The following is a 20349-nucleotide window of genomic DNA, read 5'->3' on the forward strand; positions in this document are numbered from 1 at the left end:
TGAGAATAAACCCCACGCAGCAGAGGCGCGGCCGTGGGGTTACCGTGAAAGGAGCCGATCCTTCAATCTCGTAGTGGGGTCATACTGGTCCGAGAAACCGGTCGACCAACCGGCTAGCTCAATCGTTCAGGCAAAATACCAGTCGCTGGTGGACGGGTTCCATGCGAGTGAGTGCAGGTAGTCGCTCTGGCTCACGTTTTCCGCGCTATCCGCGAAAGCGATGAGAAGGCCCTCTCTGCTAAAGCCGTTTTGCAACTGGCTAATCCAGAATGCTGCCCCCGCGCTGTCGCTGGCCCGACCCAACACATTCTCATACATGACCTCAACCAAGTCGGCGTTGGTCATGGTGTATGCATTTCCATATGCCTTTGTGAACTCGGCGCTCTTGAGGAGCGAGCCTACGATATCCTGCTCCGAGACCCCGCTCACCTGCACGTCATACCAGAAGTTCAGACCCGCAATGTCCGCTTTACGGCCAAGCCCGGCCTCGTAGAGGCGGCCAACAGCCTCCGCATCGGCCTTATTGGAGCCGAAGGCTTCCTGCTCCCGATGGAAGTTGATGGTGTCGTTGGCGTCGTTGGACAGAAACCCGGTCAGACCAAGGCCGCCCAACCCTTCCCATGGTATGTCGCCAATGAAGCTCTCCTTGCCCGGGAGATAGTAGGCGATTTCGCCCCAACTCAAGCTCACGTCATTGAAATGATAGAGCTCCACCTGCCGCCCTGGATCGAGCCAGTCGAGCACGATGACCGACGTGTCGCTCGCGGTGTCCCAAAGAACCAGATGGCGATTATCGATCGTCGCGATGTGGCTCGTGGGTGATGACCACGAGATGCCCAGCATCGTCACATAGTCATGCCCGCCGCTGTCCGAGATGACCATATCGCCGTTGACGATGTAGCCATCCTCACCCTTGCCGCCCATGGCGAGGTTGAGACCGCCGCGCGCCTTGCCTTCGATCGTGTCATTGCCGCCATACCCATAAGCGACGGAATAGGAACTTCCGAGCGTCAGGTAGTCCCGAAACGACACACCGCTCGTTGGTGTCAGATTGATAACCATGCCAGAAATCCCGCTTTGACTGCGTCTTTGCCCCGTTTCGAGATAGACCGAGGTCCCCGAAGAGACGTTGCAATTGCCGAGCCTGGCTAGCCGAAGACGGCCACTGGCTTTCTCGACGAGGGATTGCGGGCTGTCAGCGCAAAAGAAAAGCCGCCGGAGCAGAGCCGGCGGCTTATAGAGAGAAGAGATAGAGGCAACCGAGCGAAGCGGCGGTCCTACCTGTAGTCCTTCAATCGTCAGGTATTCATGGAATCGAAGAACTCGCCGTTGGACTTGGTCTGCCGCAGCTTGTCGAGCAGGAACTCGATGGCGTCGACCGTGCCCATCGGATTGAGAATCCGCCGGAGCACGTAGGTCTTCTTGAGGATATCGGCCGGCGTGAGCAGCTCCTCCTTGCGCGTGCCGGACCGGGTGATATCCAGCGCCGGGAAGACCCGCTTGTCGGAAACCTTACGGTCGAGAATGATCTCCGAGTTGCCGGTGCCCTTGAACTCCTCGAAGATCACTTCATCCATGCGGCTTCCGGTGTCGATGAGGGCTGTCGCGATGATCGTCAACGAACCCCCTTCTTCGATATTGCGAGCCGCGCCGAAGAAGCGCTTGGGCCGTTGGAGCGCGTTTGCGTCCACACCGCCGGTCAACACCTTGCCGGAAGAGGGCACGACGGTGTTGTAGGCGCGGCCAAGGCGAGTGATCGAGTCGAGCAGGATGACCACATCGCGGCCATGCTCGACCAGGCGCTTGGCCTTCTCGATCACCATTTCCGCAACCTGCACGTGGCGCGCAGCCGGCTCGTCAAAGGTCGAGGAAATGACCTCGCCCTTCACGGAGCGCTGCATGTCGGTGACTTCCTCAGGGCGCTCATCGATGAGCAGAACGATGAGGTAGCACTCGGGATGATTCGTGGTGATTGACTGGGCGATATTCTGCAGAAGCACCGTCTTGCCGGTACGTGGCGGCGCCACGATGAGGGCGCGCTGGCCTTTACCGATCGGAGAGACAATGTCGATGATTCGCGCCGAGTAGTCCTTCTTCGTCGGATCCTCGATCTCCAGGCGCAACCTTTCATCGGGATAGAGCGGCGTCAGGTTGTCGAAGTGAACCTTGTGCCGGATCTTCTCCGGATCCTCGAAATTGATCGTGTTGACCTTGAGCAGCGCGAAATAGCGCTCGCCTTCCTTGGGACCACGAATAGGTCCTTCGACGGTGTCGCCGGTCCTGAGTCCAAAGCGGCGGATCTGCGACGGAGAGATGTAAATGTCATCCGGGCCCGGCAGATAGTTGGAATCGGACGACCGGAGAAATCCGAATCCGTCCTGAAGCACCTCGACGACGCCCTCGCCGATGATCTCAATTTCACGCGCAGCAAGCTGCTTCAAAATCGCAAACATCAATTCCTGTTTGCGCATGATGCTGGCGTTCTCGACTTCGAGCTCCTCGGCTGAAGTCAAAAGCTCGGTCGGCGTCTTGGACTTGAGGTCCTGAAGCTTGATCTCCCGCATGGAGACTCTCTCAAAATGTAAGGGGCGTGCCTGGGGAAGGCCGGCCACGGAAAGAAGGGGAACTAACAGGTAGAAGGGCAGCGGCTAGGGATTAACGAGCTACCGGGGAGAGGCGTCGCGTGGCAGGGATCCACGCCATCCGCCAACCTGTTTCAAGGAAGGATGGGATTTCCATATCCGTTTTTGAAGAGGCTCTCAAGCCCCGGTATCACGGCTTCAAAAAGGTTTGACCACGACGAGGATCACAATACCGATCATCAGAACAGTCGGTATCTCGTTCACAATACGATAGAATCGCGCCGTGCGCTTGCGGATGTCGCCCGCTAGCCTGCGCTGTTCGCCAGCAAAAAAACCGTGAATGCCAGACAGAAAAAGAACCAGAAGAAGCTTCCCGTGAAGCCAGCCCGATGAAAACCAGCCTCCGCTATAGGCTATGTAGAGACCGGATATCCACGTCGCGCCCATTGCGGGATTGATGATCGCCTTCAAGAGGCGGCGCTCCATGACCTTGAAGGTCTCCGACCTCTCGGAACCGACCGGCGAATCCGCGTGGTAGACGAAAAGGCGCGGCAAATAGAGCATACCCGCCATCCAGGCGATGACAGAGATAACGTGGAAGGCTTTGATCCATTCGTACATGAGGATCAGCCTAACCCGTCACGCACCCGCTTGACGAGCCTTTCCACATGCGGAATCGGCGTCTGCGGCAGAATGCCATGGCCGAGATTGAAGACATGAGGACGCCCGCGGAAGGCACCAAGGATCGCGTCGATCGCATGATCGAGGGCATCCCCACCTGAGAGCAGAACCCCGGGGTCGAGGTTGCCCTGTACCGGGCGGATAGCCTGAACGTCACGCGCGCGGTCCAACGCCACTCCTTGGTCCAGGCCCACCGCGTCGACACAGCTTTCTGCAGCGAACAGCGGGTAAAAGCGGCCACTCCCCTTCGGAAAGCCGATAATCAGGGCCTTGGGAATCTCCGAGCGGACGCCCTGCACAATTCGGCTGATCGGCTCGAGGCACCATCGACGGTAGAGGGCTTCATCCCTGACGAGCGCGCCGGCCCAGCTGTCGAAGATCTGGACGGCGTCGGCGCCAGCTTTCAGCTGGTTGACCAGATATCGAGTCGATTGCGCGACAAGGAGGTCGATGATCTCGGCAAAGAGCTCAGGCTGCTGGGCAGCGAGATCGAGAGCAGGAGCTTGGTCCGGCGTGCCTCTGCCTGCAACCATATAGGTCGCAACCGTCCAAGGCGCCCCGCAGAAGCCGAGTAGCGCCGTTTCGCTTGGTAAGGCCGCTCTCACCCGGGCGACCGTCTCGAGCACGGCACCGATCTTCTCGGGATCGAGATCCGTGCGCAGCGCTGCGACATCCGCAGGCGTTGTAACCGGCTTTAGCCGTGGTCCCTCTCCCTCGACAAACCACAAGTCCTGCCCAAGGGCGTGCGGAACAACGAGAATATCGCTGAAGAGGATGGCGGCATCGAAGCCGAAGCGGCGAATGGGTTGAAGTGTGACCTCCGTGGCCAGGCTCGGCGTATAGCAGAGGTCAAGAAACGATCCCGCTTCAGCACGCAAGGCACGATATTCCGGGAGGTACCGGCCAGCTTGGCGCATCATCCAGAGAGGGGGAGGGGTCATTGCCTCTCCGGCGAGCGTTTTAAGAATCGGGGAGGCCGAGCTTTCGGAGGCTTGCAGGACGCTGGTCACACCATCTCTCTCTTCAAATCTAATCTTATTTTAGAGTCTAGATTCTGTTGTTTCTACTGGTCAGGGCATGACGCATGCGCCAGTCCCGTCCACAACCAGTCCCCAGATTGCTCGCGCGGTATGGCCGGGGAACGGCGGCCAGGCGAGGCGCCGCATATCTTAACAAACCGTTAATCTTCATGGTTTGTTAACGATTGCGGCGCGATTGAGTCGACGCTGTCCCCGCTTGCGTCGAATGACCCGGCCGGAATCCATCCATAGGAGGCTGGCTGTTGATCGCTTCGACCACTCAAGCCACAGTGTGGCGTCGGGTCTGGATACAGGCGGGGGTTCTCCACAGTCGTCAACGCTTCATCCACTTGGCTGTTAGATGACTTGGCATGGCTCCATCCGCTGGGCCCGCCGCAGGAAGGTTGGGAAAAACACTTGAGTCGCAGCTACTTCCATATTCATCTCGTATCCGATTCGACGGGTGAGACGCTCATTGCGGTCAGCCGTGCTGCGGCCGCCCAGTACGAAGGGATCTCGGCGATCGAGCATGTCTATCCCTTGGTGCGGTCGAAAGCGCAGCTGGAACGGGTCATCGCGGAGATCGATGCCGCGCCGGGCATCGTGCTCTATACCCTGGTCGAACCGGACCTGGCGGCAATGTTGGAAGCGGCCTGCGCAGCCGCGAGTTCTCCTTGCCTCCACGTCCTGGATCCCGTCCAGCGGCTGTTCGAATCATACCTCGGCATGGCGTCGCAAGCGCGTCCAGGCGCCCAGCACACGCTGAACGCGGACTATTTCCGGCGCATCGAGGCGATGAATTTCACGTTGATGCATGATGATGGGCAAATGGCCGATGACGTAGATGCGGCGGATGTCGTGCTGCTCGGCGTCAGCCGGACGTCGAAGACGCCGACCAGCATTTATCTGGCGAACCGAGGCATCAAGACAGCTAACATTCCACTGGTGCCGGGTGTTCCCGTGCCGCCGCAGGTGATGGAAGCACGCAAGCCCTTGATCGTCGGGCTGATCGCGACACCGGAACGCATTGTCGAGATCCGTCGCAACCGTCTTCTCAGCCTGCGTGCGGACGAGGATTCGGACTATGTAGACCGGGATATGGTAGCGGAGGAAATCGCTCAGTCGCGCCGGTTGTGCTCACGGAACAATTGGCCCGTGATCGATGTGACGCGTCGTTCAATTGAGGAGACGGCCGCGACGATCATCGAGCTGCATCGCGACCATCGTTTGAAGTTTATCGCGCTATGACATCGACCAACCTGTGGCTTTCGCCTGATGCGCTGATTCTTGCGTCGACGAGCGCGACGCGGCGCTCACTTCTCAGCGCGGCGGGGATTCTCCTGGAAACGGACGATCCAGCTGTCGATGAACGTGCCGTTGAGGCACCGCTCAAAGCGGCCGGCGCGTTGCCGCGGGATGTCGCACTGGCCCTTGCTCGTGCCAAGGCCCTGGCCGTCAGCCAAAATCATTCAAAACGGCTGGTGCTCGGGGCTGACCAGACGTTGGATTGCGAGGGGCGATCCTTCTCAAAGCCAGGGAATATGGAAGCCGCGCACCGCCAATTGATGGACCTGGCCGGTCGCACGCATCATCTGCATGCCGCAGCGGCCCTGGCCCGCGACGGTGAGATCGTCTTTGAGACGATTGCGAGCGCTGCGCTTACCATGCGCCCCATAGACGCGGCATTCGTCACACGCTATCTCGCGACGGCAGGGGAGGCAGTGACTCGCAGCGTGGGTGGCTATCAGCTGGAAGGCCTCGGTATCCACCTGTTTTCAGCGATCACCGGGGATCATTTTACCATTCTCGGCTTGCCCCTGCTTTCGATTCTTCCGGCGCTGCGCCGCGAAGGCGTTCTTGCTTGATAGGAAGCGACCGATGTCAGCCACCCTGCCCAAGGCCTGTGTTATTGGCCATCCCATCGGTCATTCCCGCTCACCGCTCATCCATGGCCATTGGCTTCACGAGCATGGGTTGGCCGGCGCCTATGAGAAGGTGGATGTGGCCCCGGACGATGTTGCTGCCTTTGTGATGAATTTGAGCGAACACGGCTACGTCGGTGCGAATGTCACGGTCCCCCATAAAGAAGCCGTCATTCCGCACATCACACATTTGAGTGATACGGCCGTGGCTCTTGGTGCCGCCAACACGCTCTGGCTGAACGAGGACGGCGAACTCTGCGGCGACAACACCGATGTCGCAGGCTTTCTCGGCAATCTCGACGAACATGCGCCCGGCTGGGATGCCCGCACCGAGGTTGCCTTGGTGTTGGGCGCCGGTGGTGCGGCCAAGGCGGTAGTCTATGCGTTGTTGACCCGGGGTGTCCAGCGTGTGGTGATCGCCAATCGCAGCCTCGGCCGAGCTGAGGCACTGGCGGAACGCTTCAAGGGATCATCCAATGGCCGGGTAGAGGTGACGCCTTGGCAGGATCTCGACAAGCTCCTGCCGCACACGAAGCTTCTCGTGAACGCTACCTCCCTCGGCATGTTTGGCCAAGACCGTCTCGCGATCGACCTGTCCGGCTTGTCCGTCAACGCCGTCGTCAACGATATCGTGTATGTTCCCCTTGAGACCGAGCTTCTTGCTCAGGCACGGGCGCGCGGCATTCTGGGCGTGGATGGCCTTGGCATGCTTCTCCACCAGGCGGTGCCGGGTTTTGAGCGCTGGTTCGGTATACTGCCGCGCGTTACGCCCCGGCTACGGGAACATATCGAGGCGGACGTCCTTCGACAGTATCCGACGACGTGAGCGGCATGACGTTCATTCTAGGCCTCACCGGCTCCATTGGCATGGGCAAGTCAACGACTGCCGCAATGTTCAAAGCGCGGGGGATACCCGTTCATGATTCCGACGAGGCGGTCCACCGGTTATATCAGGGTGCGGCCGTACCGCTGATAGAAGCGGCTTTTCCGGGCACCACGACTGATGGAGTAGTCGACCGCGCCAAGCTCGGTGCGATCGTCATTGGTCATCCCGACCGGATGGCACGGCTCGAACAACTCATTCATCCGCTTGTCCGCGCCGACAGGGATGCCGTGCTCGCGGAGGCGCGGCGTTCCGGAGCCGCGCTGATGGTCTTTGACATTCCGCTGCTCTATGAGACCGGGGCGGAGAAGGATTGTGACGCGGTTTTAGTGGTGACGGCGTCACCGGATATTCAGCGCGCGCGTGTTCTGGCTCGCCCCGGCATGACACCCGAACGATTTGCGATGATTCACGTGAAACAACTCCCGGACGCTGAGAAGCGGAGAAGAGCGGATTTCATTGTGGACACCGGCCTCGGGCTTGCGGAGGCGGAGGCACAGGTCGACGCGATCATTGCTAGAATCAGGGCTCGGACAAGCGAGCGGCGGGGTGACTGAATGCGTGAAATCGTACTCGACACGGAAACGACCGGCCTCGATCACCTGACCGGAGACCGCATTGTCGAGATCGGAGGCGTGGAGCTCATCAACCATTTGCCGACGGGCCGCACTTTCCACAAATACATCAATCCCCAATATCCGGTCGCCCCGGCTGCCTTCGACGTGCACGGCCTTTCGAACGAATTTCTCTCCGACAAGCCGCTGTTCCAGGACGTGGCAGCGGAATTCATGGAATTCATCGCGGATGCCCGTCTTGTGATTCACAACGCGGCCTTCGATGTCGGCTTCCTCGATTCCGAACTCACGCGTCTCGGCTTTCCACGCATAGAAGCGGCCAATGTCGTCGACACATTGATGTTGGCGCGCCGCAAACACCCGGGCGGGCAAAACAGCCTCGACGCCTTGTGTTCACGCTATGGCATCGACAATTCTCGTCGCACGAAGCACGGCGCCCTGCTCGATTCAGAAATCCTGGCGGATGTCTATCTGGAGCTCATTGGCGGGCGGCAAACGGATCTCGGCCTGGCCGTGGCCGGTGCGGCGCGTGCAGCCATCACCCTCGTTGAAGGCTCCCTGCGCGCGATGCAACGGCCGGAACCGCTTGCCTCGTTCTTGACCGATGCCGAACGAGAGGCTCATCGCAGTTTTGTGACTGGCTTAGGCGAGGCCGCTATCTGGAGGCGCTACGGGCTTACGTCTGAGGCTTAAGCTGAAGCGCCAGCTTGTCGGGCCACTTAGTAGCGGTGAGCGCCGCCAGCCCCGGCCAAGCCCCACGCTTGGACGGGGCGAGTAGAGCGGGCATTCCTCGAAGGAAATGCCCGGGAAATGATCAGGCCTGCGCGGCCGGCTGCTGCGGCTGCACTTCCGCCAGCTTCTGGCGGTAGAGCGCGGCGAAGTCGATCGGATCGATGAAAAGGGGCGGGAAGCCGCCGTTGCGGACGCTGTCCGCCACGATCTGCCGGGCAAACGGGAAGAGGAGGCGCGGGCACTCGATCATGACAGTCGGGTGCAGATGCTCCTGCGGGATGTTGCGCAGGCGGAACACGCCGCCATACACGAGCTCGAAGACGAACAGGACGTCGTTGCCGATGGTGGCCTTGCCTTCAAGGGTGAGGTCGACCTCGAAGTCTGTCTCCGCGAGCTGGTTGGCACCGACATTGACCTGGATCGAGATTTCCGGGCCCTGCTGCTGCGGCGTCAGAGAGCGCGGGGCGTTCGGGTTCTCGAAGGACAGGTCCTTGATGTATTGTGCGAGAGCGTTCAGCGAAGGCGCCGTATCAGTCGGGGCGCCAGTGCCGTTGGTTGAGGTGTCGGTCATGACGAAACTTCTCCGGATGGACGGATGATGGAAAGCGGGGTTCCGGAAGGCATCCGCGCTCCCCGGACCAGGACTCGTCGACCGGCGACGGATCCCTGTCGGAGCCGGGCCGTTCTGAACGGATACCGAAGCCTTGCAATGTTCCCAGCTTCAGTCGCTGGGGGCTAACATGGAAGCCGGTCACCGACAAGGCACCATAGTCCCAATCCCGCGTCCTTGTGAGCTAGCCATCTCTTGTTTGCCGCAACAGTGGATGTTACGAGCGCAAGGCCCCATATCTACGAAGCGGTATCGGACAAGGATGGTCTTTGTGGCTATGAATCGAACCGTGGGACTTGACGCCGGGGAACGAGCACGAGACGACTGATAGCCATGCAAGACGGTTTCGACGTAACGACTATAGTCTTCCTCGCGCTCGCGGTGTTCGTGATCTGGCGCCTCCGTTCGGTGCTCGGCCAGCGCACCGGTAATGAGCGTCCCCCGCAGGATCCTTTCGCCCGTCGCGATCCACCGATGAAGCCCGCCAACGGAAGTGCGAACGGTGATAATGTCGTGCGCCTGCCGGGCGCGGCGAACGACACGGGCCTCGGCGGCGAGGGCAACCCGAATCGCTGGAAAGGCATCGCCGAGCCAGGGACACCGCTGGCGGCCGGACTTGATGGCCTGGTGCGCGTCGAGCCGAGCTTCAATCCGCAGGAATTCCTGGCGGGCGCCAAGATGGCCTACGAAATGATCGTGATGGCCTTTGCTCAAGGCGATCGTAAAACCCTGAAGGGCCTTCTCTCGAAAGAGGTGTTCGAAGGCTTCGATCGTGAAATCGGAGAACGCGAAAAGCGGGGCGAGAAGATCGAGACCACCTTCGTCTCGATCGACGGCGCCGATCTTCTTGCCGTGGATCTCAAGGGCAAGCTTGCGCAGGCGACGGTGCGCTTTACCTCGAAACTCATCACGGCCACGCGTGATGCCTCGGGCACCGTGGTAGACGGCAGCGCCGAGACGGTTGTCACGGTCACCGATGTCTGGACCTTCGCGCGCACCCTCGGCGGCCGCGACCCCAACTGGCAACTGGTCGCGACTGAAGCGGCACAGTAGCGGGTCCGGCACGGTGCGGCGCGGCATCGGATACGGATTCGGGCAGACCGGTGTGTTAAAGCGCTTTCTGCTCGCGCTCTCGGCGGGCGGAATTCTCACCTTCGGCGGGCTGTTGCCTGCCTTTTCGGCGCCACCCACTGAGGTTGGCGGGGCACGGCTGGAGCCCGTTCCTTTTGAGACGCTGGGCGGCTGGCGTAGGGATGACCACAGAGCCGCCTTCGCGACGTTTCGACGATCCTGCGAGGCGATCCAGAAAAGCGGTGACCAACAGCGGTGGATCACGCCATCGTCGTCCGCGCTGATCGGGATTTGCCAGCGCGGCTTGAAGCACCCTCCGAAAACCCGATCTGCGGCGCGCAGGTTCTTCGAACAGAACTTTGCAGCCTTCCGGATAGTGACACCAAAAGGCTCAGGCTTCCTGACGGGCTATTTCGAGCCCGAGTATCGCGGGCGATTGCAGCCGGACGACCTCTTCTCAACGCCGCTTCTCGGCCGCCCTGCCGACCTCATTACCTTCGCTGATGGGGAGCGTCTGCCCGCGCCGCACACGGCGCTTACGGCTGCCCGGCGCACAACGAGCGGCGCTCTCGAGCCTTATCCGGACAGGGCAGCAATCGAGGATGGTGTGCTCGGCCCCAAGGCGCAGCCGCTCGTTTACCTTGACCCGATCGACGCCTTTCTTGCCCATGTTCAGGGGTCGGTTCGGGTCCGAATCGACGATGGCCGCATTATCCGGCTCGCCTACGCCGCCCGCAACGGACATCCCTACAGTTCGCTCGGCCGCATGGTGGCTCTTGAGACAGGCCTGCCACCCGCAGAGCTCAACACGCCCAAGCTCGTGGCTTGGCTCAAGGCCAATCCGGATGCCGGACGGCGCCTGATGCGGCAGAACCGTTCGTATATTTTCTTTCGCGTCGCGAATGAGCTCGATCCGAAGCGTGGGCCTCTTGGTGGGTCATCCGTCCAGCTCGTGCCGGGGCGCAGCCTCGCGATCGATCGGAACCTTTGGTCCTATGGTCTACCGTTCTGGATCGATGCGGAGCTGCCGCAGCCGGACGAAAGCACGAAGCCGTTCCAGAAGTTGATGATCGCGCAGGACACGGGCTCGGCCATACTCGGGCCAGCGCGGGGCGATATTTTCTTCGGGAGTGGTCCTGCAGCCGGGGACAAGGCGGGGCTGATTCGCCATCCTGGGCAGTTCATCGTGCTGCTCCCCCGCGAGATCCCGCGGCCTAGCGGAGCGGACCGATGAGACGCCGGCGCGGCCGGACACTCGACAAGGAGGAGATCACGCTATGGCACCACGTGGTGAAAAGCGTGAAGCCCTTGCCGGGCCGCGCCGTCCCGGTCTTACCGCCGGATGAGACTGCCCCCGGGCCAGCCAATCAAACCGCCGCCGAATCAAACGACATCGCCAAGGCAACGGGGGATCTTGCGGGGAAATTCGGCGGCAAAGCCGGGAAGAAGGTCGCGCCTCCCAACCCTGCCACTCCCAAGTCTGCCATTCCCAAGCCTGCCACTCCCGACTCTCGTGCCCCGAAGGTCCCCCCGCTCGCACCGCTGGAGCGGCGGCAACGTCTAGCGCTACGACGGGGCACGGAAGCCATCGAGGCGGTGCTCGATCTGCACGGTATGCGACAGATCGAAGCGCACGCGGCGCTGACCGGGTTCGTACGGAGGGCTCAGCGCGAGCAGAAGCGAGTCGTCGTGGTCGTCACCGGCAAAGGCGGCGGCGAAGGGAGCAGTAAGTTGATGTTCGGCGAGCGCGGCGTTTTACGACGGTTGGTTCCCCAGTGGCTTGCCTCGCCGGAGCTGAGATCGGTCGTGCTCGGCTATGGAGAGGCCGGCAGGCATCACGGCGGCAGCGGCGCGCTTTACGTGCGGCTTCGCCGGAGTCGGGAGACGCGGCCATGACTCCATTCGGCGCGCGTATTCGCGAGCTGCGACGCGAGCGTGGCGCAACCTTGAAGGATATGGCTGAGGCTCTCGATGTTTCGAGCGCCTATCTGTCCGCCCTGGAGCATGGCAGGCGCGGCCGGCCGACCTGGGCACTCATGCAGTCCATCCTGCAGTATTTCAACATCATCTGGGATGAAGCCGACGAACTCATCAGGCTCGCCGAACTCTCTCATCCCCGCATCGTGATCGACACCGCCGGCCTCAGCCCGGAAGCGACGCTTCTCGCCAACCGTCTGGCAAGGGATATAGGTTCGCTGCCGGCTGTGCAGGTGAGGCGGTTGCTGCTCATCCTGGGAGAGCGTGACGAGAGCGTGAACCCCAAAGCTTCTACCTCCGAGAACTCCGCCTCGAGCTGAGCACTTGTACTCATACGGCCGCGCTTGACCCCTCACGCGGTGCGATGCTTAGTGCGCGGCCAGAGGGCAGATTTGCTCGCCGCCCCTTGAGTAAGCGGCCCGCAAGATAGACCTGCTCGAGGCTCGAAAGGGAAATGGATGACGCGCCGCTATGACGTGCTGGGCATTGGCAATGCGATCGTCGATGTCATCGCTCGCACGGACGAGGAGTTCCTCCTCACCCACAATCTGCGCAAGGGCGGGATGACACTCATCGACGAAGCCCGGGCGGAAGCGCTCTATCAGGCCATGGGGCCCGCAACCATCATATCCGGCGGCTCGGCATCCAACACCGTCGCCGGCCTTGCTTCGCTTGGCGCGTCGGCCGCCTTCATCGGCAAGGTCAAAGGCGATGAGCTTGGCGGATTGTTCTCCCACGACATCCGGGCGCTCGGCATCAACTTCGAGACGACCCCCGCTGCCGACGGCCCGGCCACGGCGCGCTGCTTCATTCTGGTGACGCCGGACGGCGAGCGCACCATGAACACCTATCTCGGCGCAAGCCAGGATCTCGCGCCCGCAGATATCGACGAGGAGACCGTCGCGTCAGCGGCGATCGTCTATCTCGAGGGCTATCTGTGGGATCCGCCCGCGGCGAAGGAGGCGTTCGTCAAGGCAGGACGCATTGCCCACGGGGCCGGCCGCAGGGTTGCGCTGACCCTGTCTGATTCATTCTGCGTCGATCGCTACCGCGAGGAATTTCGAGGCCTGATGCGCACGGGCGCGGTCGACATCCTGTTCGCGAACGAGTCTGAGCTGACAAGTCTCTACCAGACGGCCGATTTCGAGACCGCCTTGGCGTATCTGCGGGAAGAAAATCTGCTCGGGGTGGTCACCCGTTCCGAGAAGGGCGTCGTCGTGGTGACGCGTGAGGAAACGCTCGCTGTTCCCGCTGAACCTATCGAGACGCTTGTCGACACCACGGGTGCCGGTGACCAGTTCGCCGCGGGCTTCCTGTTCGGCCTTGCTCGCAACTTCGACCTGCGCACCTGCGCCCATCATGGCGCGCTCGCGGCCAGCGAGGTGATCCAGCATGTCGGCGCCCGGCCGGAGCAGGAACTCAAGCAGCGCGCGCTGGACAACGGCTTGCCGGTCTGAGCGGTTGCCCCAGCACTTTGTGGTGGTCTTGGGGTTCCTTCTCCCCGGCGGGGAGAAGGACAGGATGAGGGATCCGGCAACACTTAGTCGCCCTCACCCGGATGCTGCGCGTTCGACCTCTCCCCCGCCGGGAGAGGTGGCCCGCGCTTTACGCGGCTGAGTGGCGAGGCGATCTCCCGCCTATAGCCGCCGCAGCGCGACCTCCTCGATGCGGTGACTGTCACCTTTTTTCAGGATGAGGCTGGCGCGTCGGCGCGTCGGCAGGATGTTCTCGCGCAGGTTCGGCAGGTTGATCCCTGTCCAGAGGCTTTCAGCGGTTGTCAGAGCCTCCTCGCGCGACACGACGGCGTATTTGGCGAAGTAGGATTTCGGGTCGCGGAAAGCCGTCTCGCGCAAGCGCATGAAACGGCTCACATACCAGTCGTGCAGGTGCTGCTCGTCCGCATCCACATAGATCGAGAAATCGAAGAAGTCCGACACGAACGGGATGGCCTTGCCGTCACGCGGGAGGCGCGCAGGCTGCAGCACGTTCAATCCTTCGACGATGAGAATGTCGGGGCGGTCGACGACAGTCGTCTCGCCGGGCACGAAGTCATAGACGAGGTGCGAATAGACAGGCGCTTCGACCTGCCGCTTGCCCGCTTTGATATCCGTCAGGAAGCGCAGGAGGGCCTGGGTGTCGTAGCTCTCGGGAAAGCCCTTGCGCTGCATCAGCCCGAGCCGCTGGAGCTCCGCATTGGGCAAGAGAAAGCCATCGGTGGTGATGAGATCCACCTTCGGTGTGTTCGGCCAGCGTGCGAGCAGCGCCTGCAGGACGCGGGCCGTTGTCGACTTGCCCGCCGCAACCGAACCGGCAACGCCAATGATATAGGGCACCTTGCCGTTCTCGTCCGCCAGCAGAAAGCGCTGGGTAGCGCGGAACAGCCCCTGAGTCGCCGCCACATAGAGCGATAGCAGGCGCGACAATGGCAGGTAGATCTCTGACACCTCCGACAGGGAGATGATGTCGTTGAGGGACTGCAGGCGCAGAACCTCGTCCGCGGTAAGGGTTAGAGGCGTATCGGCGCGCAAAGCCGCCCATTCCGCGCGCCGGAATACCCGGTATGGCGACAGTTCGGCCTCGAGGTCAGGAAACGGGGTGACGCGATCATCCATGGACGGATTCCAGTCGTCGAGGGTCAGCGCTTGCGCTGGGCTTTCTCCGCAAGCCCGGATTGGGACGTGCGACGCTGTAATTCTGAGAGAACATCGGCGATGCTCACATCACCCGCTTCGAGCACGACGAGCAGGTGATAGATCAGATCCGCCGCCTCGTAGGTCAGGGCCTGCCGGTCGCCCGCCATGGCGGCGATCACGACCTCGACCGCCTCTTCGCCCAGTTTCTTGGCGGGTCCTTCCGGGCGGCTCGCCATCAGCTTGGCCGTATAGGACTGATCAGGTCCCGCTTTGGCCCGTGTCGCGACGATCTCTGCCAGGTCGGCGAGCGTAAAGGCGTTTGTCGGCACGTCCGTATCGGCGTCAGTCATTGGCCTTGCGTCCAAACCCAAAAAAGGGGCGGTCGATGTCAGCGCGCCCGATGGTGGGGACCGCTTCGTGGGGGATCCAGACGCATCGCCAAGCCGGCATCGGCCATATAAGCCTTGGCCTCACTTATACTATAGTCTCCGAAATGAAAAATTGACGCCGCCAGCACGGCGCTCGCATGGCCTTCACGCACGCCGGCGACGAGGTGGTCGAGATTTCCAACACCGCCGGAGGCGATGACCGGGATGGTTACTGCGTCGGCGATAGCCCGCATCAGGGCGAGATCGTAGCCGGCATGGGTGCCGTCGCGATCCATCGAAGTCACGAGCAGTTCACCGGCGCCCAGGCTCGCCACTTCCGCGGCATAGGCCACCGCGTCAAGCCCCGTCGGATTGCGCCCGCCATGGGTGAATATCTCCCACTGATCAGGCGCACCGGGCAGGGAGGTCTTTTTGGCATCAATGGCGACGACGATGCATTGGTCGCCGAATTTCTCCGCCGCCTCGCGCACGAACTGGCGGTTCTTCACCGCAGCCGTCATGATCGAGACCTTGTCGGCGCCGGCCAGCAGGAGCGTTCGGATGTCTTCCACGCTGCGCACGCCCCCGCCGACGGTCAGCGGCATGAAGCAGGCCTCGGCGGTGCGCTGCACCACATCGAGCAAGGTGCCGCGATCTTCGTGACTGGCCGTGATGTCGAGGAAGCACAGTTCGTCGGCTCCAGCAGCATCATAAGCAATCGCAGCCTCGACGGGGTCGCCGGCATCCCGCAGATCGACGAATTTAACGCCCTTGACGACGCGGCCGTCCTTGACGTCAAGGCAAGGAATAAGGCGGACCTTCAGCATGAAAGTCTCCCCTTATGACGCGAGCGGCGTGGGAGCGCGCCCAGCCGTATTGATCAAGGCCATGGCCTCGGCCGGATCGAGCCGCCCGTCATAGAGCGCCCGCCCGGTGATAGCCCCCTCGAGAATGGCGCAGTCAGGTTCGAGCAGCCGTTTCACGTCATCGATGGAGGCAAGGCCGCCGGAGGCGATGACCGGGATCGACACGGCGCTCGCAAGCCGCAGGGTCGCCTCGATGTTGAGCCCCTTCAGGATGCCGTCGCGGGCGATGTCGGTGTAAATGATCGCAGCGACGCCCGCATCCTCGAAGCGCTGCGCGAGGTCCTCCGCCGTCATCTCCGAAAGGCGGGCCCAGCCTTCCACCGCGACACGGCCGTCGCGGGCGTCGATGCCAACGGCAATCCGGCCGGGGTGGACGCGGGCTGCCTCGCGCACGAACTCGGGATCCCGGACCGCGGCGGTTCCGATGACGACACGCGAGATGCCGCGCTCGATCCAGCCATCGACAGTCTTCATGTCGCGGATGCCGCCGCCGAGTTGCAAGGGCATCGGGCTTCGCGCGATGATCCCCTCCACGGCGGCTGCGTTCATCGGCCGGCCGGCGAAAGCGCCGTCGAGATCCACCACATGGAGCCAGGAAAAGCCCTGCGCCGCGAACGTGGCGGCCTGCGCGGCCGGATCATCGTTGAAGACGGTGGCTTGGTCCATGTCGCCCTGGACGAGACGCACGCAGCGACCTTCTTTCAGGTCGATGGCGGGAAACAAAATCATGGCCGCCACCTCAGGAAATTGGCGATCAACGAGAGACCGAGCTCCTGGCTCTTCTCCGGGTGAAATTGTGTGCCCGCGACATTGTCGCGGGCGACGATGGCGGCAATCGCACCGCCGTAGTCCGTCTCCGCCACGAGATCGGACGGATCGCGCGGCTTCAGCGCATAGGAGTGGACGAAATAGGCATGCAAGCCGGAGGGCCCGGTCTCGATGTTCTTGAGGAGTGCATGCTCTCGTGTGGCGCCCAGCGTGTTCCATCCCATATGCGGGATCTTTAAATTGGCGTCATCAGGCTCGATCTGGGCAACGTCACCGCCGATCCAGTCGAGCCCGGCAGTCGTCTCATACTCGAGGCCGCGCGTTGCAAGCAGTTGCATGCCGACGCAGATGCCTAAAAAAGGGGCACCACGACGTCGCACGGCCGTTTCAAGCGCCTCGACCATGCCTGGCACCGCATCAAGTCCCCTGCGGCAGTCAGCGAAAGCTCCAACCCCGGGCAGAACGATCCGCTCGGCGCCCAGGACGACGTCCGGGTCAGACGTCACGGTGATCGCCTGCTCAAGCCCGGACTCACGCGCCGCGCGCTCGAAAGCCTTGCGGGCGGAATGCAGATTGCCGGAGCCGTAGTCGACAATGGCCGTCGTCATCGTGGACCCTCCTGGTCAGGGAACAGGCCGAGCACCGGATGCGTGCCCGACGCGCCGGAGGCGGCAGCCTGTCGGGGCTGGTCGAAGGCGACCGTTGCAGCGTTTGGCACGGAGGTGTCAACGCGCGGCTTGCGGGCATTGAGCCAGGCGGAGAAGGCCCGCGTCTCCGCATCCGAGTAGCTGTCAGCGACGACGACACCCGCTGGGCGGAAGCCGCGCCGCTCCAGCCTCCGCCGCCGAAGCCCGTTGGCCTCGAGCGCAAAGAAGGCAGCGATGAGCAGGGAGATCACTGTCACGGCGATAGATGGCAGACCAAACCACTGCAGGCCGGCGCTGACCCCGAACGTGACCACCGCCAGCGCCAGGGCTATCAGCCACAGCCGGTGGTAAAGGCACCAGAAAACCTGAAAAATGAATGCGCCCCAAGCGAAGCCGTCCTTGAGAAGAACAACGTCGCCAAGTGCTGCCGGATCGCCCGGCATGCCTTCAGCCGGGACATGCAGCGTATACACCGCCATCACCTAAACTCCCGCACTAAACCGCCCTAAAGTGCGCCCTTTGTCGAAGGGATGCGCTCGCCTTCGCGTGCGTCCACGGAGACGGCGGCACGCAAGGCGCGGGCCAGTCCCTTGAAGCAGCTCTCTGCAATATGGTGCGCGTTGTCGCCATAGAAAGTCTCGACGTGGAGCGTCAGGCGCGCGTTGACGGCGAAGGCTTGAAACCATTCGCGCACCAGCTCCGTGTCGAACTGGCCGACTTTCTCCGTGGGGAAGGTTGTGCGGAAGACGAGGAAGGGCCGGCCGGAGATGTCGACCACAACCCGGCTCAGCGTCTCATCCATCGGCAGATCGACGCTCGCGTAACGCTGAATGCCGCGCTTTTCACCGAGCGCCTTGAGCACGGCCTCACCAAGGGCAATGCCCACGTCCTCGACCGTGTGATGCTGGTCCACATGCAGGTCACCGGTGACTTTGACCTTCATGTCGAACAAGGCGTGGCGCGCGAAGAGTTCGAGCATGTGGTCGAAAAATCCAACGCCCGTCGCAATTTCAGCCTTGCCCGAGCCGTCGAGAGCCACCTCGACGGCCACATCGGTTTCGCTGGTGCGGCGTTTCACGGTCGCGGCCCGCATCGCTTGTCTCCTTCGGCGCCTGCCTCTTGCAGTCTGGCAGTCCGGCTGCTTCTAGCAAGACGCGGGGCGCTGCGCCACCATCGCTTCAGGCTCCCTCCACCTCAGGCGTACGCGCCGCAAGCTTCGCGCCCCTCGGACCTCGCTCGCACGCGAAAGTCTGGACCTTGGCGAAAATGGGCTTACATGAAACCGCGACAGTCCTATCGGCCGTCGTCTATTCCCGTTCGCATTCAGAAGCTGGCCAGATCCCCATGCGCATGCACAATCCGAGCTCCCACCTTGACGGCGACCAGGGCGGCGTCTTCCACGCCACCACAATCCTCATGGTGCGCAAGAACGGGAGGGTGGTGATCGGCGGCGATGGGCAGGTCAGCCTGGGCCAGACCGTTATCAAGGGTAATGCGCGCAAGGTGCGGCGGCTCGCGCAGGGCAAGGTCGTGTCTGGTTTTGCGGGAGCCACCGCAGACGCCTTTACCCTGTTCGAGCGGCTCGAGGCCAAGCTCGAGCAGTTTCCCGGGCAGCTCACGCGCGCTTGCGTCGAACTTGCCAAGGACTGGCGGACAGACCGCTATCTGCGTCGGCTGGAAGCCATGATGCTGGTGGCGGACAAGGATGTCGGCCTGCTTCTGTCGGGCACTGGCGACGTGCTTGAACCGGAGATCCAGCACGGGGCGGCTATCATGGCTATCGGATCTGGAGGCAACTACGCGCTGGCCGCGGCGCGCGCGTTGGCGGACAGTGAGCACGATGCAGAAACCATCGTACGCCGCGCGCTCGGCATCGCGGCTGACATATGTGTCTATACCAACAGCAATCTCGTGATTGAGAGTATAGATTCATGATGCAAGAGAGCGTAATCGCCACCGCGGTCAGCCGTGGCATCCTGTCGGCCGATCAGGCCGGCGCGCTCAATCGTCTCGCGGCCGAACTTGCGGGCGAAGCACACCCGCCGATCCAACGCACGCCCGATGACGAGGCGTTGCGGCTTATCACCGGTTTCGCCGATATTTTCGTGACCCTTGGCCTCGTTTTGTTCCTCGGCGCGGTGCGATATATCGGCGGGGTGCTTCTGCCGGATCTTGGTCTTTCGTGGCTTGTCCTGGCGTTGGTTGCCTGGCTTCTGGCCGAGTTCTTCACACGTCGCCGTCGTATGGCGCTGCCGAGCATCGTACTGCTTGCCGTTTTCGCCAGCGCGACCTTTCTTGCTTTGCTCCACGGCTTCGCGGTGCTGACAGGAGACGCAGACATTGCCGCTGGTAACTATCTGGCCTTCGTCAACGGCTATCCCATGTTCACGAGTGTTGCGGCTCTGGTAACGAGCGTGGCCGCATTCCTGCACTACCTGCGCTTCCGGGTACCGATCACCGTCGCGGCCGGCGTCGTCGCCCTCGCCGGCGCTCTTTTCGCGGGTCTGCTGGCGGCGGCTCCCGAGATCGTGCGTCCCCATGTGACAGCCCTGCTTTTCGTGCTCGGGGTCGCGATCTTCGTCCTGGCCATGCGTTTCGACATGTCCGACAGGGCGCGGCTGACCCGTCGAACGGACGTAGCTTTCTGGCTTCACCTCGCCGCTGCGCCAATGATCGTCCACCCCCTCTTCGCGGGTATTGGTGCGGACTTTGGCGCGGTCAGCCTCGGTCAGGCGATAGCCATACTCGGCGCCTTCCTGGCGCTCGGTATCGTGGCGGTGATCATCGACCGTCGGGCGATCCTCGTTTCAGGCCTCATCTATGCCGGTATTGCCTGCGGGACATTGCTGCGCAACGCTGGCGCGTCAGACCTGATGTTGCCGGCGACGCTGCTCGTGCTCGGCGCCTTCATTCTCCTGCTCAGCGCCGGCTGGCAGCCCCTGCGCGGTCTGCTCCTGCGGGGATTGCCGGCGAATCTCACCCTCCGACTTCCAAACCCAGTGACCTGATTGACCT

General features: G+C 62.3%; 24 protein-coding genes. 12 read left to right on the forward strand and 12 right to left on the reverse strand.

All coding sequences use genetic code 11. From position 1 onward, the window contains the following. Positions 1–126: 126 nt before the first annotated feature. The 4 genes from KIO76_RS06655 to hemE form a co-directional block, all read right to left on the reverse strand. Positions 127–1062 carry a DUF4214 domain-containing protein gene (locus KIO76_RS06655; RefSeq protein ID WP_213322034.1) on the reverse strand — a complete coding sequence of 312 codons (936 nt, stop codon included), beginning with the start codon at positions 1060–1062 and terminating at the stop codon, positions 127–129. A gap of 236 nt (positions 1063–1298) precedes the next feature. Continuing rightward, complete coding sequence (rho, locus tag KIO76_RS06660; protein WP_213322036.1) at positions 1299–2564, reverse strand: transcription termination factor Rho; 1266 nt, start codon at positions 2562–2564, stop codon at positions 1299–1301. Between the two features lie 216 nt (positions 2565–2780). Beyond that, positions 2781–3203 (reverse strand): protoporphyrinogen oxidase HemJ, encoded by a 423-nt coding sequence (gene hemJ, locus KIO76_RS06665; protein WP_213322038.1) that lies wholly within the window; start codon positions 3201–3203, stop codon positions 2781–2783. A gap of 5 nt (positions 3204–3208) precedes the next feature. After that, positions 3209–4261, reverse strand: a complete 1053-nt coding sequence (hemE, locus tag KIO76_RS06670) for a uroporphyrinogen decarboxylase (protein ID WP_213325094.1) — start codon at positions 4259–4261, stop codon at positions 3209–3211. Between the two features lie 438 nt (positions 4262–4699). Here hemE and KIO76_RS06675 point away from each other — a divergent pair, with 438 nt between their 5' ends. Genes KIO76_RS06675 through dnaQ form a run of 5 tightly spaced genes read left to right on the forward strand, consistent with a single transcriptional unit; the run spans position 4700 to position 8355 of the window. After that, positions 4700–5530, forward strand: coding sequence for a pyruvate, water dikinase regulatory protein (locus KIO76_RS06675; RefSeq protein ID WP_213322040.1), 831 nt, complete (start codon positions 4700–4702; stop codon positions 5528–5530). Beyond that, positions 5527–6147, forward strand: coding sequence for a Maf family protein (locus KIO76_RS06680; RefSeq protein ID WP_213322042.1), 621 nt, complete (start codon positions 5527–5529; stop codon positions 6145–6147). The genes KIO76_RS06675 and KIO76_RS06680 overlap by 4 nt, the downstream gene beginning before the upstream one ends. Positions 6148–6160: 13 nt before the next feature. Next, entirely contained in the window at positions 6161–7030 is an 870-nt protein-coding gene (locus tag KIO76_RS06685) for a shikimate dehydrogenase (protein WP_213322044.1), read from the forward strand. 5 nt (positions 7031–7035) lie between these two features. Then, positions 7036–7644, forward strand: coding sequence for a dephospho-CoA kinase (coaE, locus tag KIO76_RS06690; protein ID WP_213322045.1), 609 nt, complete (start codon positions 7036–7038; stop codon positions 7642–7644). After that, the gene (gene dnaQ, locus KIO76_RS06695; RefSeq protein WP_213322047.1) at positions 7645–8355 is read left to right on the forward strand and encodes a DNA polymerase III subunit epsilon; all 711 of its coding nucleotides are present in this window, start codon (positions 7645–7647) and stop codon (positions 8353–8355) included. A 121-nt stretch (positions 8356–8476) separates the two neighbouring features. Here dnaQ and secB read toward each other — a convergent pair whose 3' ends face one another. Beyond that, entirely contained in the window at positions 8477–8965 is a 489-nt protein-coding gene (secB, locus tag KIO76_RS06700) for a protein-export chaperone SecB (protein ID WP_213322049.1), read from the reverse strand. A gap of 372 nt (positions 8966–9337) precedes the next feature. Here secB and KIO76_RS06705 point away from each other — a divergent pair, with 372 nt between their 5' ends. The 5 genes from KIO76_RS06705 (at position 9338) to KIO76_RS06725 (ending at position 13509) form a co-directional block, all read left to right on the forward strand. Continuing rightward, entirely contained in the window at positions 9338–10057 is a 720-nt protein-coding gene (locus tag KIO76_RS06705) for a Tim44/TimA family putative adaptor protein (RefSeq protein WP_213322051.1), read from the forward strand. Positions 10058–10109: 52 nt separating this feature from the next. Then, positions 10110–11309 (forward strand): murein transglycosylase A, encoded by a 1200-nt coding sequence (gene mltA / locus KIO76_RS06710; protein ID WP_291976090.1) that lies wholly within the window; start codon positions 10110–10112, stop codon positions 11307–11309. Further along, positions 11306–11971 (forward strand): Smr/MutS family protein, encoded by a 666-nt coding sequence (locus tag KIO76_RS06715; protein WP_213322055.1) that lies wholly within the window; start codon positions 11306–11308, stop codon positions 11969–11971. Before mltA ends, KIO76_RS06715 begins: the two co-directional genes overlap by 4 nt. After that, a complete protein-coding gene (locus KIO76_RS06720) occupies positions 11968–12372 on the forward strand; it encodes a helix-turn-helix domain-containing protein (RefSeq protein ID WP_213322057.1) in 405 nt (134 codons plus the stop codon). Before KIO76_RS06715 ends, KIO76_RS06720 begins: the two co-directional genes overlap by 4 nt. 138 nt (positions 12373–12510) lie before the next feature. After that, positions 12511–13509, forward strand: coding sequence for an adenosine kinase (locus tag KIO76_RS06725; RefSeq protein ID WP_213322059.1), 999 nt, complete (start codon positions 12511–12513; stop codon positions 13507–13509). 180 nt (positions 13510–13689) lie between these two features. Here the strand turns inward: KIO76_RS06725 and coaA are convergent, their stop codons facing one another. From coaA to hisB, 7 genes are read right to left on the reverse strand one after another with little or no spacing between them, the layout of a single operon-like run. Further along, entirely contained in the window at positions 13690–14664 is a 975-nt protein-coding gene (gene coaA, locus KIO76_RS06730; RefSeq protein WP_213322061.1) for a type I pantothenate kinase, read from the reverse strand. Between the two features lie 23 nt (positions 14665–14687). Beyond that, entirely contained in the window at positions 14688–15035 is a 348-nt protein-coding gene (locus KIO76_RS06735) for a phosphoribosyl-ATP diphosphatase (RefSeq protein WP_213322063.1), read from the reverse strand. Between the two features lie 38 nt (positions 15036–15073). Next, a complete protein-coding gene (gene hisF, locus KIO76_RS06740) occupies positions 15074–15880 on the reverse strand; it encodes an imidazole glycerol phosphate synthase subunit HisF (protein ID WP_213322065.1) in 807 nt (268 codons plus the stop codon). Between the two features lie 12 nt (positions 15881–15892). After that, positions 15893–16657, reverse strand: a complete 765-nt coding sequence (gene hisA, locus KIO76_RS06745; RefSeq protein ID WP_213322067.1) for a 1-(5-phosphoribosyl)-5-[(5-phosphoribosylamino)methylideneamino]imidazole-4-carboxamide isomerase — start codon at positions 16655–16657, stop codon at positions 15893–15895. After that, positions 16645–17295, reverse strand: coding sequence for an imidazole glycerol phosphate synthase subunit HisH (gene hisH, locus KIO76_RS06750; RefSeq protein WP_213322069.1), 651 nt, complete (start codon positions 17293–17295; stop codon positions 16645–16647). The genes hisA and hisH overlap by 13 nt, the downstream gene beginning before the upstream one ends. Then, positions 17292–17813: a DUF2628 domain-containing protein gene (locus KIO76_RS06755; RefSeq protein ID WP_213322071.1), complete on the reverse strand. Its 522-nt coding sequence runs from the start codon at positions 17811–17813 to the stop codon at positions 17292–17294. Before KIO76_RS06755 ends, hisH begins: the two co-directional genes overlap by 4 nt. Before the next feature lie 26 nt (positions 17814–17839). Beyond that, positions 17840–18427 (reverse strand): imidazoleglycerol-phosphate dehydratase HisB, encoded by a 588-nt coding sequence (gene hisB / locus KIO76_RS06760; protein ID WP_213322073.1) that lies wholly within the window; start codon positions 18425–18427, stop codon positions 17840–17842. Between the two features lie 257 nt (positions 18428–18684). On the opposite strand from hisB, the gene hslV reads away from it, so the two are divergent. Continuing rightward, on the forward strand, positions 18685–19269 hold the full coding sequence (gene hslV / locus KIO76_RS06765) for an ATP-dependent protease subunit HslV (RefSeq protein ID WP_213325095.1): 585 nt from the start codon (positions 18685–18687) through the stop codon (positions 19267–19269). After that, the gene (locus KIO76_RS06770) at positions 19266–20342 is read left to right on the forward strand and encodes a hypothetical protein (RefSeq protein WP_213322075.1); all 1077 of its coding nucleotides are present in this window, start codon (positions 19266–19268) and stop codon (positions 20340–20342) included. The genes hslV and KIO76_RS06770 overlap by 4 nt, the downstream gene beginning before the upstream one ends. Positions 20343–20349: the final 7 nt, after the last annotated feature.

The organism is Chelatococcus sp. YT9 (assembly GCF_018398315.1).
GTDB lineage: Bacteria > Pseudomonadota > Alphaproteobacteria > Rhizobiales > Beijerinckiaceae > Chelatococcus.

Bases quoted from the DNA above. Each gene is read 5' to 3' on its own strand.
- KIO76_RS06655 (WP_213322034.1), bottom strand. From the start codon at position 1,062: ATGGTTATCAATCTGACACCAACGAGCGGTGTGTCGTTTCGGGACTAC.
- rho (WP_213322036.1), bottom strand. From the start codon at position 2,564: ATGCGGGAGATCAAGCTTCAGGACCTCAAGTCCAAGACGCCGACCGAG.
- hemJ (WP_213322038.1), bottom strand. From the start codon at position 3,203: ATGTACGAATGGATCAAAGCCTTCCACGTTATCTCTGTCATCGCCTGG.
- KIO76_RS06680 (WP_213322042.1), top strand. From the start codon at position 5,527: ATGACATCGACCAACCTGTGGCTTTCGCCTGATGCGCTGATTCTTGCG.
- KIO76_RS06685 (WP_213322044.1), top strand. From the start codon at position 6,161: ATGTCAGCCACCCTGCCCAAGGCCTGTGTTATTGGCCATCCCATCGGT.
- coaE (WP_213322045.1), top strand. From the start codon at position 7,036: ATGACGTTCATTCTAGGCCTCACCGGCTCCATTGGCATGGGCAAGTCA.
- dnaQ (WP_213322047.1), top strand. From the start codon at position 7,645: ATGCGTGAAATCGTACTCGACACGGAAACGACCGGCCTCGATCACCTG.
- secB (WP_213322049.1), bottom strand. From the start codon at position 8,965: ATGACCGACACCTCAACCAACGGCACTGGCGCCCCGACTGATACGGCG.
- KIO76_RS06705 (WP_213322051.1), top strand. From the start codon at position 9,338: ATGCAAGACGGTTTCGACGTAACGACTATAGTCTTCCTCGCGCTCGCG.
- KIO76_RS06715 (WP_213322055.1), top strand. From the start codon at position 11,306: ATGAGACGCCGGCGCGGCCGGACACTCGACAAGGAGGAGATCACGCTA.
- KIO76_RS06720 (WP_213322057.1), top strand. From the start codon at position 11,968: ATGACTCCATTCGGCGCGCGTATTCGCGAGCTGCGACGCGAGCGTGGC.
- KIO76_RS06725 (WP_213322059.1), top strand. From the start codon at position 12,511: ATGACGCGCCGCTATGACGTGCTGGGCATTGGCAATGCGATCGTCGAT.
- coaA (WP_213322061.1), bottom strand. From the start codon at position 14,664: ATGGATGATCGCGTCACCCCGTTTCCTGACCTCGAGGCCGAACTGTCG.
- KIO76_RS06735 (WP_213322063.1), bottom strand. From the start codon at position 15,035: ATGACTGACGCCGATACGGACGTGCCGACAAACGCCTTTACGCTCGCC.
- hisF (WP_213322065.1), bottom strand. From the start codon at position 15,880: ATGCTGAAGGTCCGCCTTATTCCTTGCCTTGACGTCAAGGACGGCCGC.
- hisH (WP_213322069.1), bottom strand. From the start codon at position 17,295: ATGACGACGGCCATTGTCGACTACGGCTCCGGCAATCTGCATTCCGCC.
- KIO76_RS06755 (WP_213322071.1), bottom strand. From the start codon at position 17,813: ATGGCGGTGTATACGCTGCATGTCCCGGCTGAAGGCATGCCGGGCGAT.
- hisB (WP_213322073.1), bottom strand. From the start codon at position 18,427: ATGCGGGCCGCGACCGTGAAACGCCGCACCAGCGAAACCGATGTGGCC.
- hslV (WP_213325095.1), top strand. From the start codon at position 18,685: ATGCACAATCCGAGCTCCCACCTTGACGGCGACCAGGGCGGCGTCTTC.
- KIO76_RS06770 (WP_213322075.1), top strand. From the start codon at position 19,266: ATGATGCAAGAGAGCGTAATCGCCACCGCGGTCAGCCGTGGCATCCTG.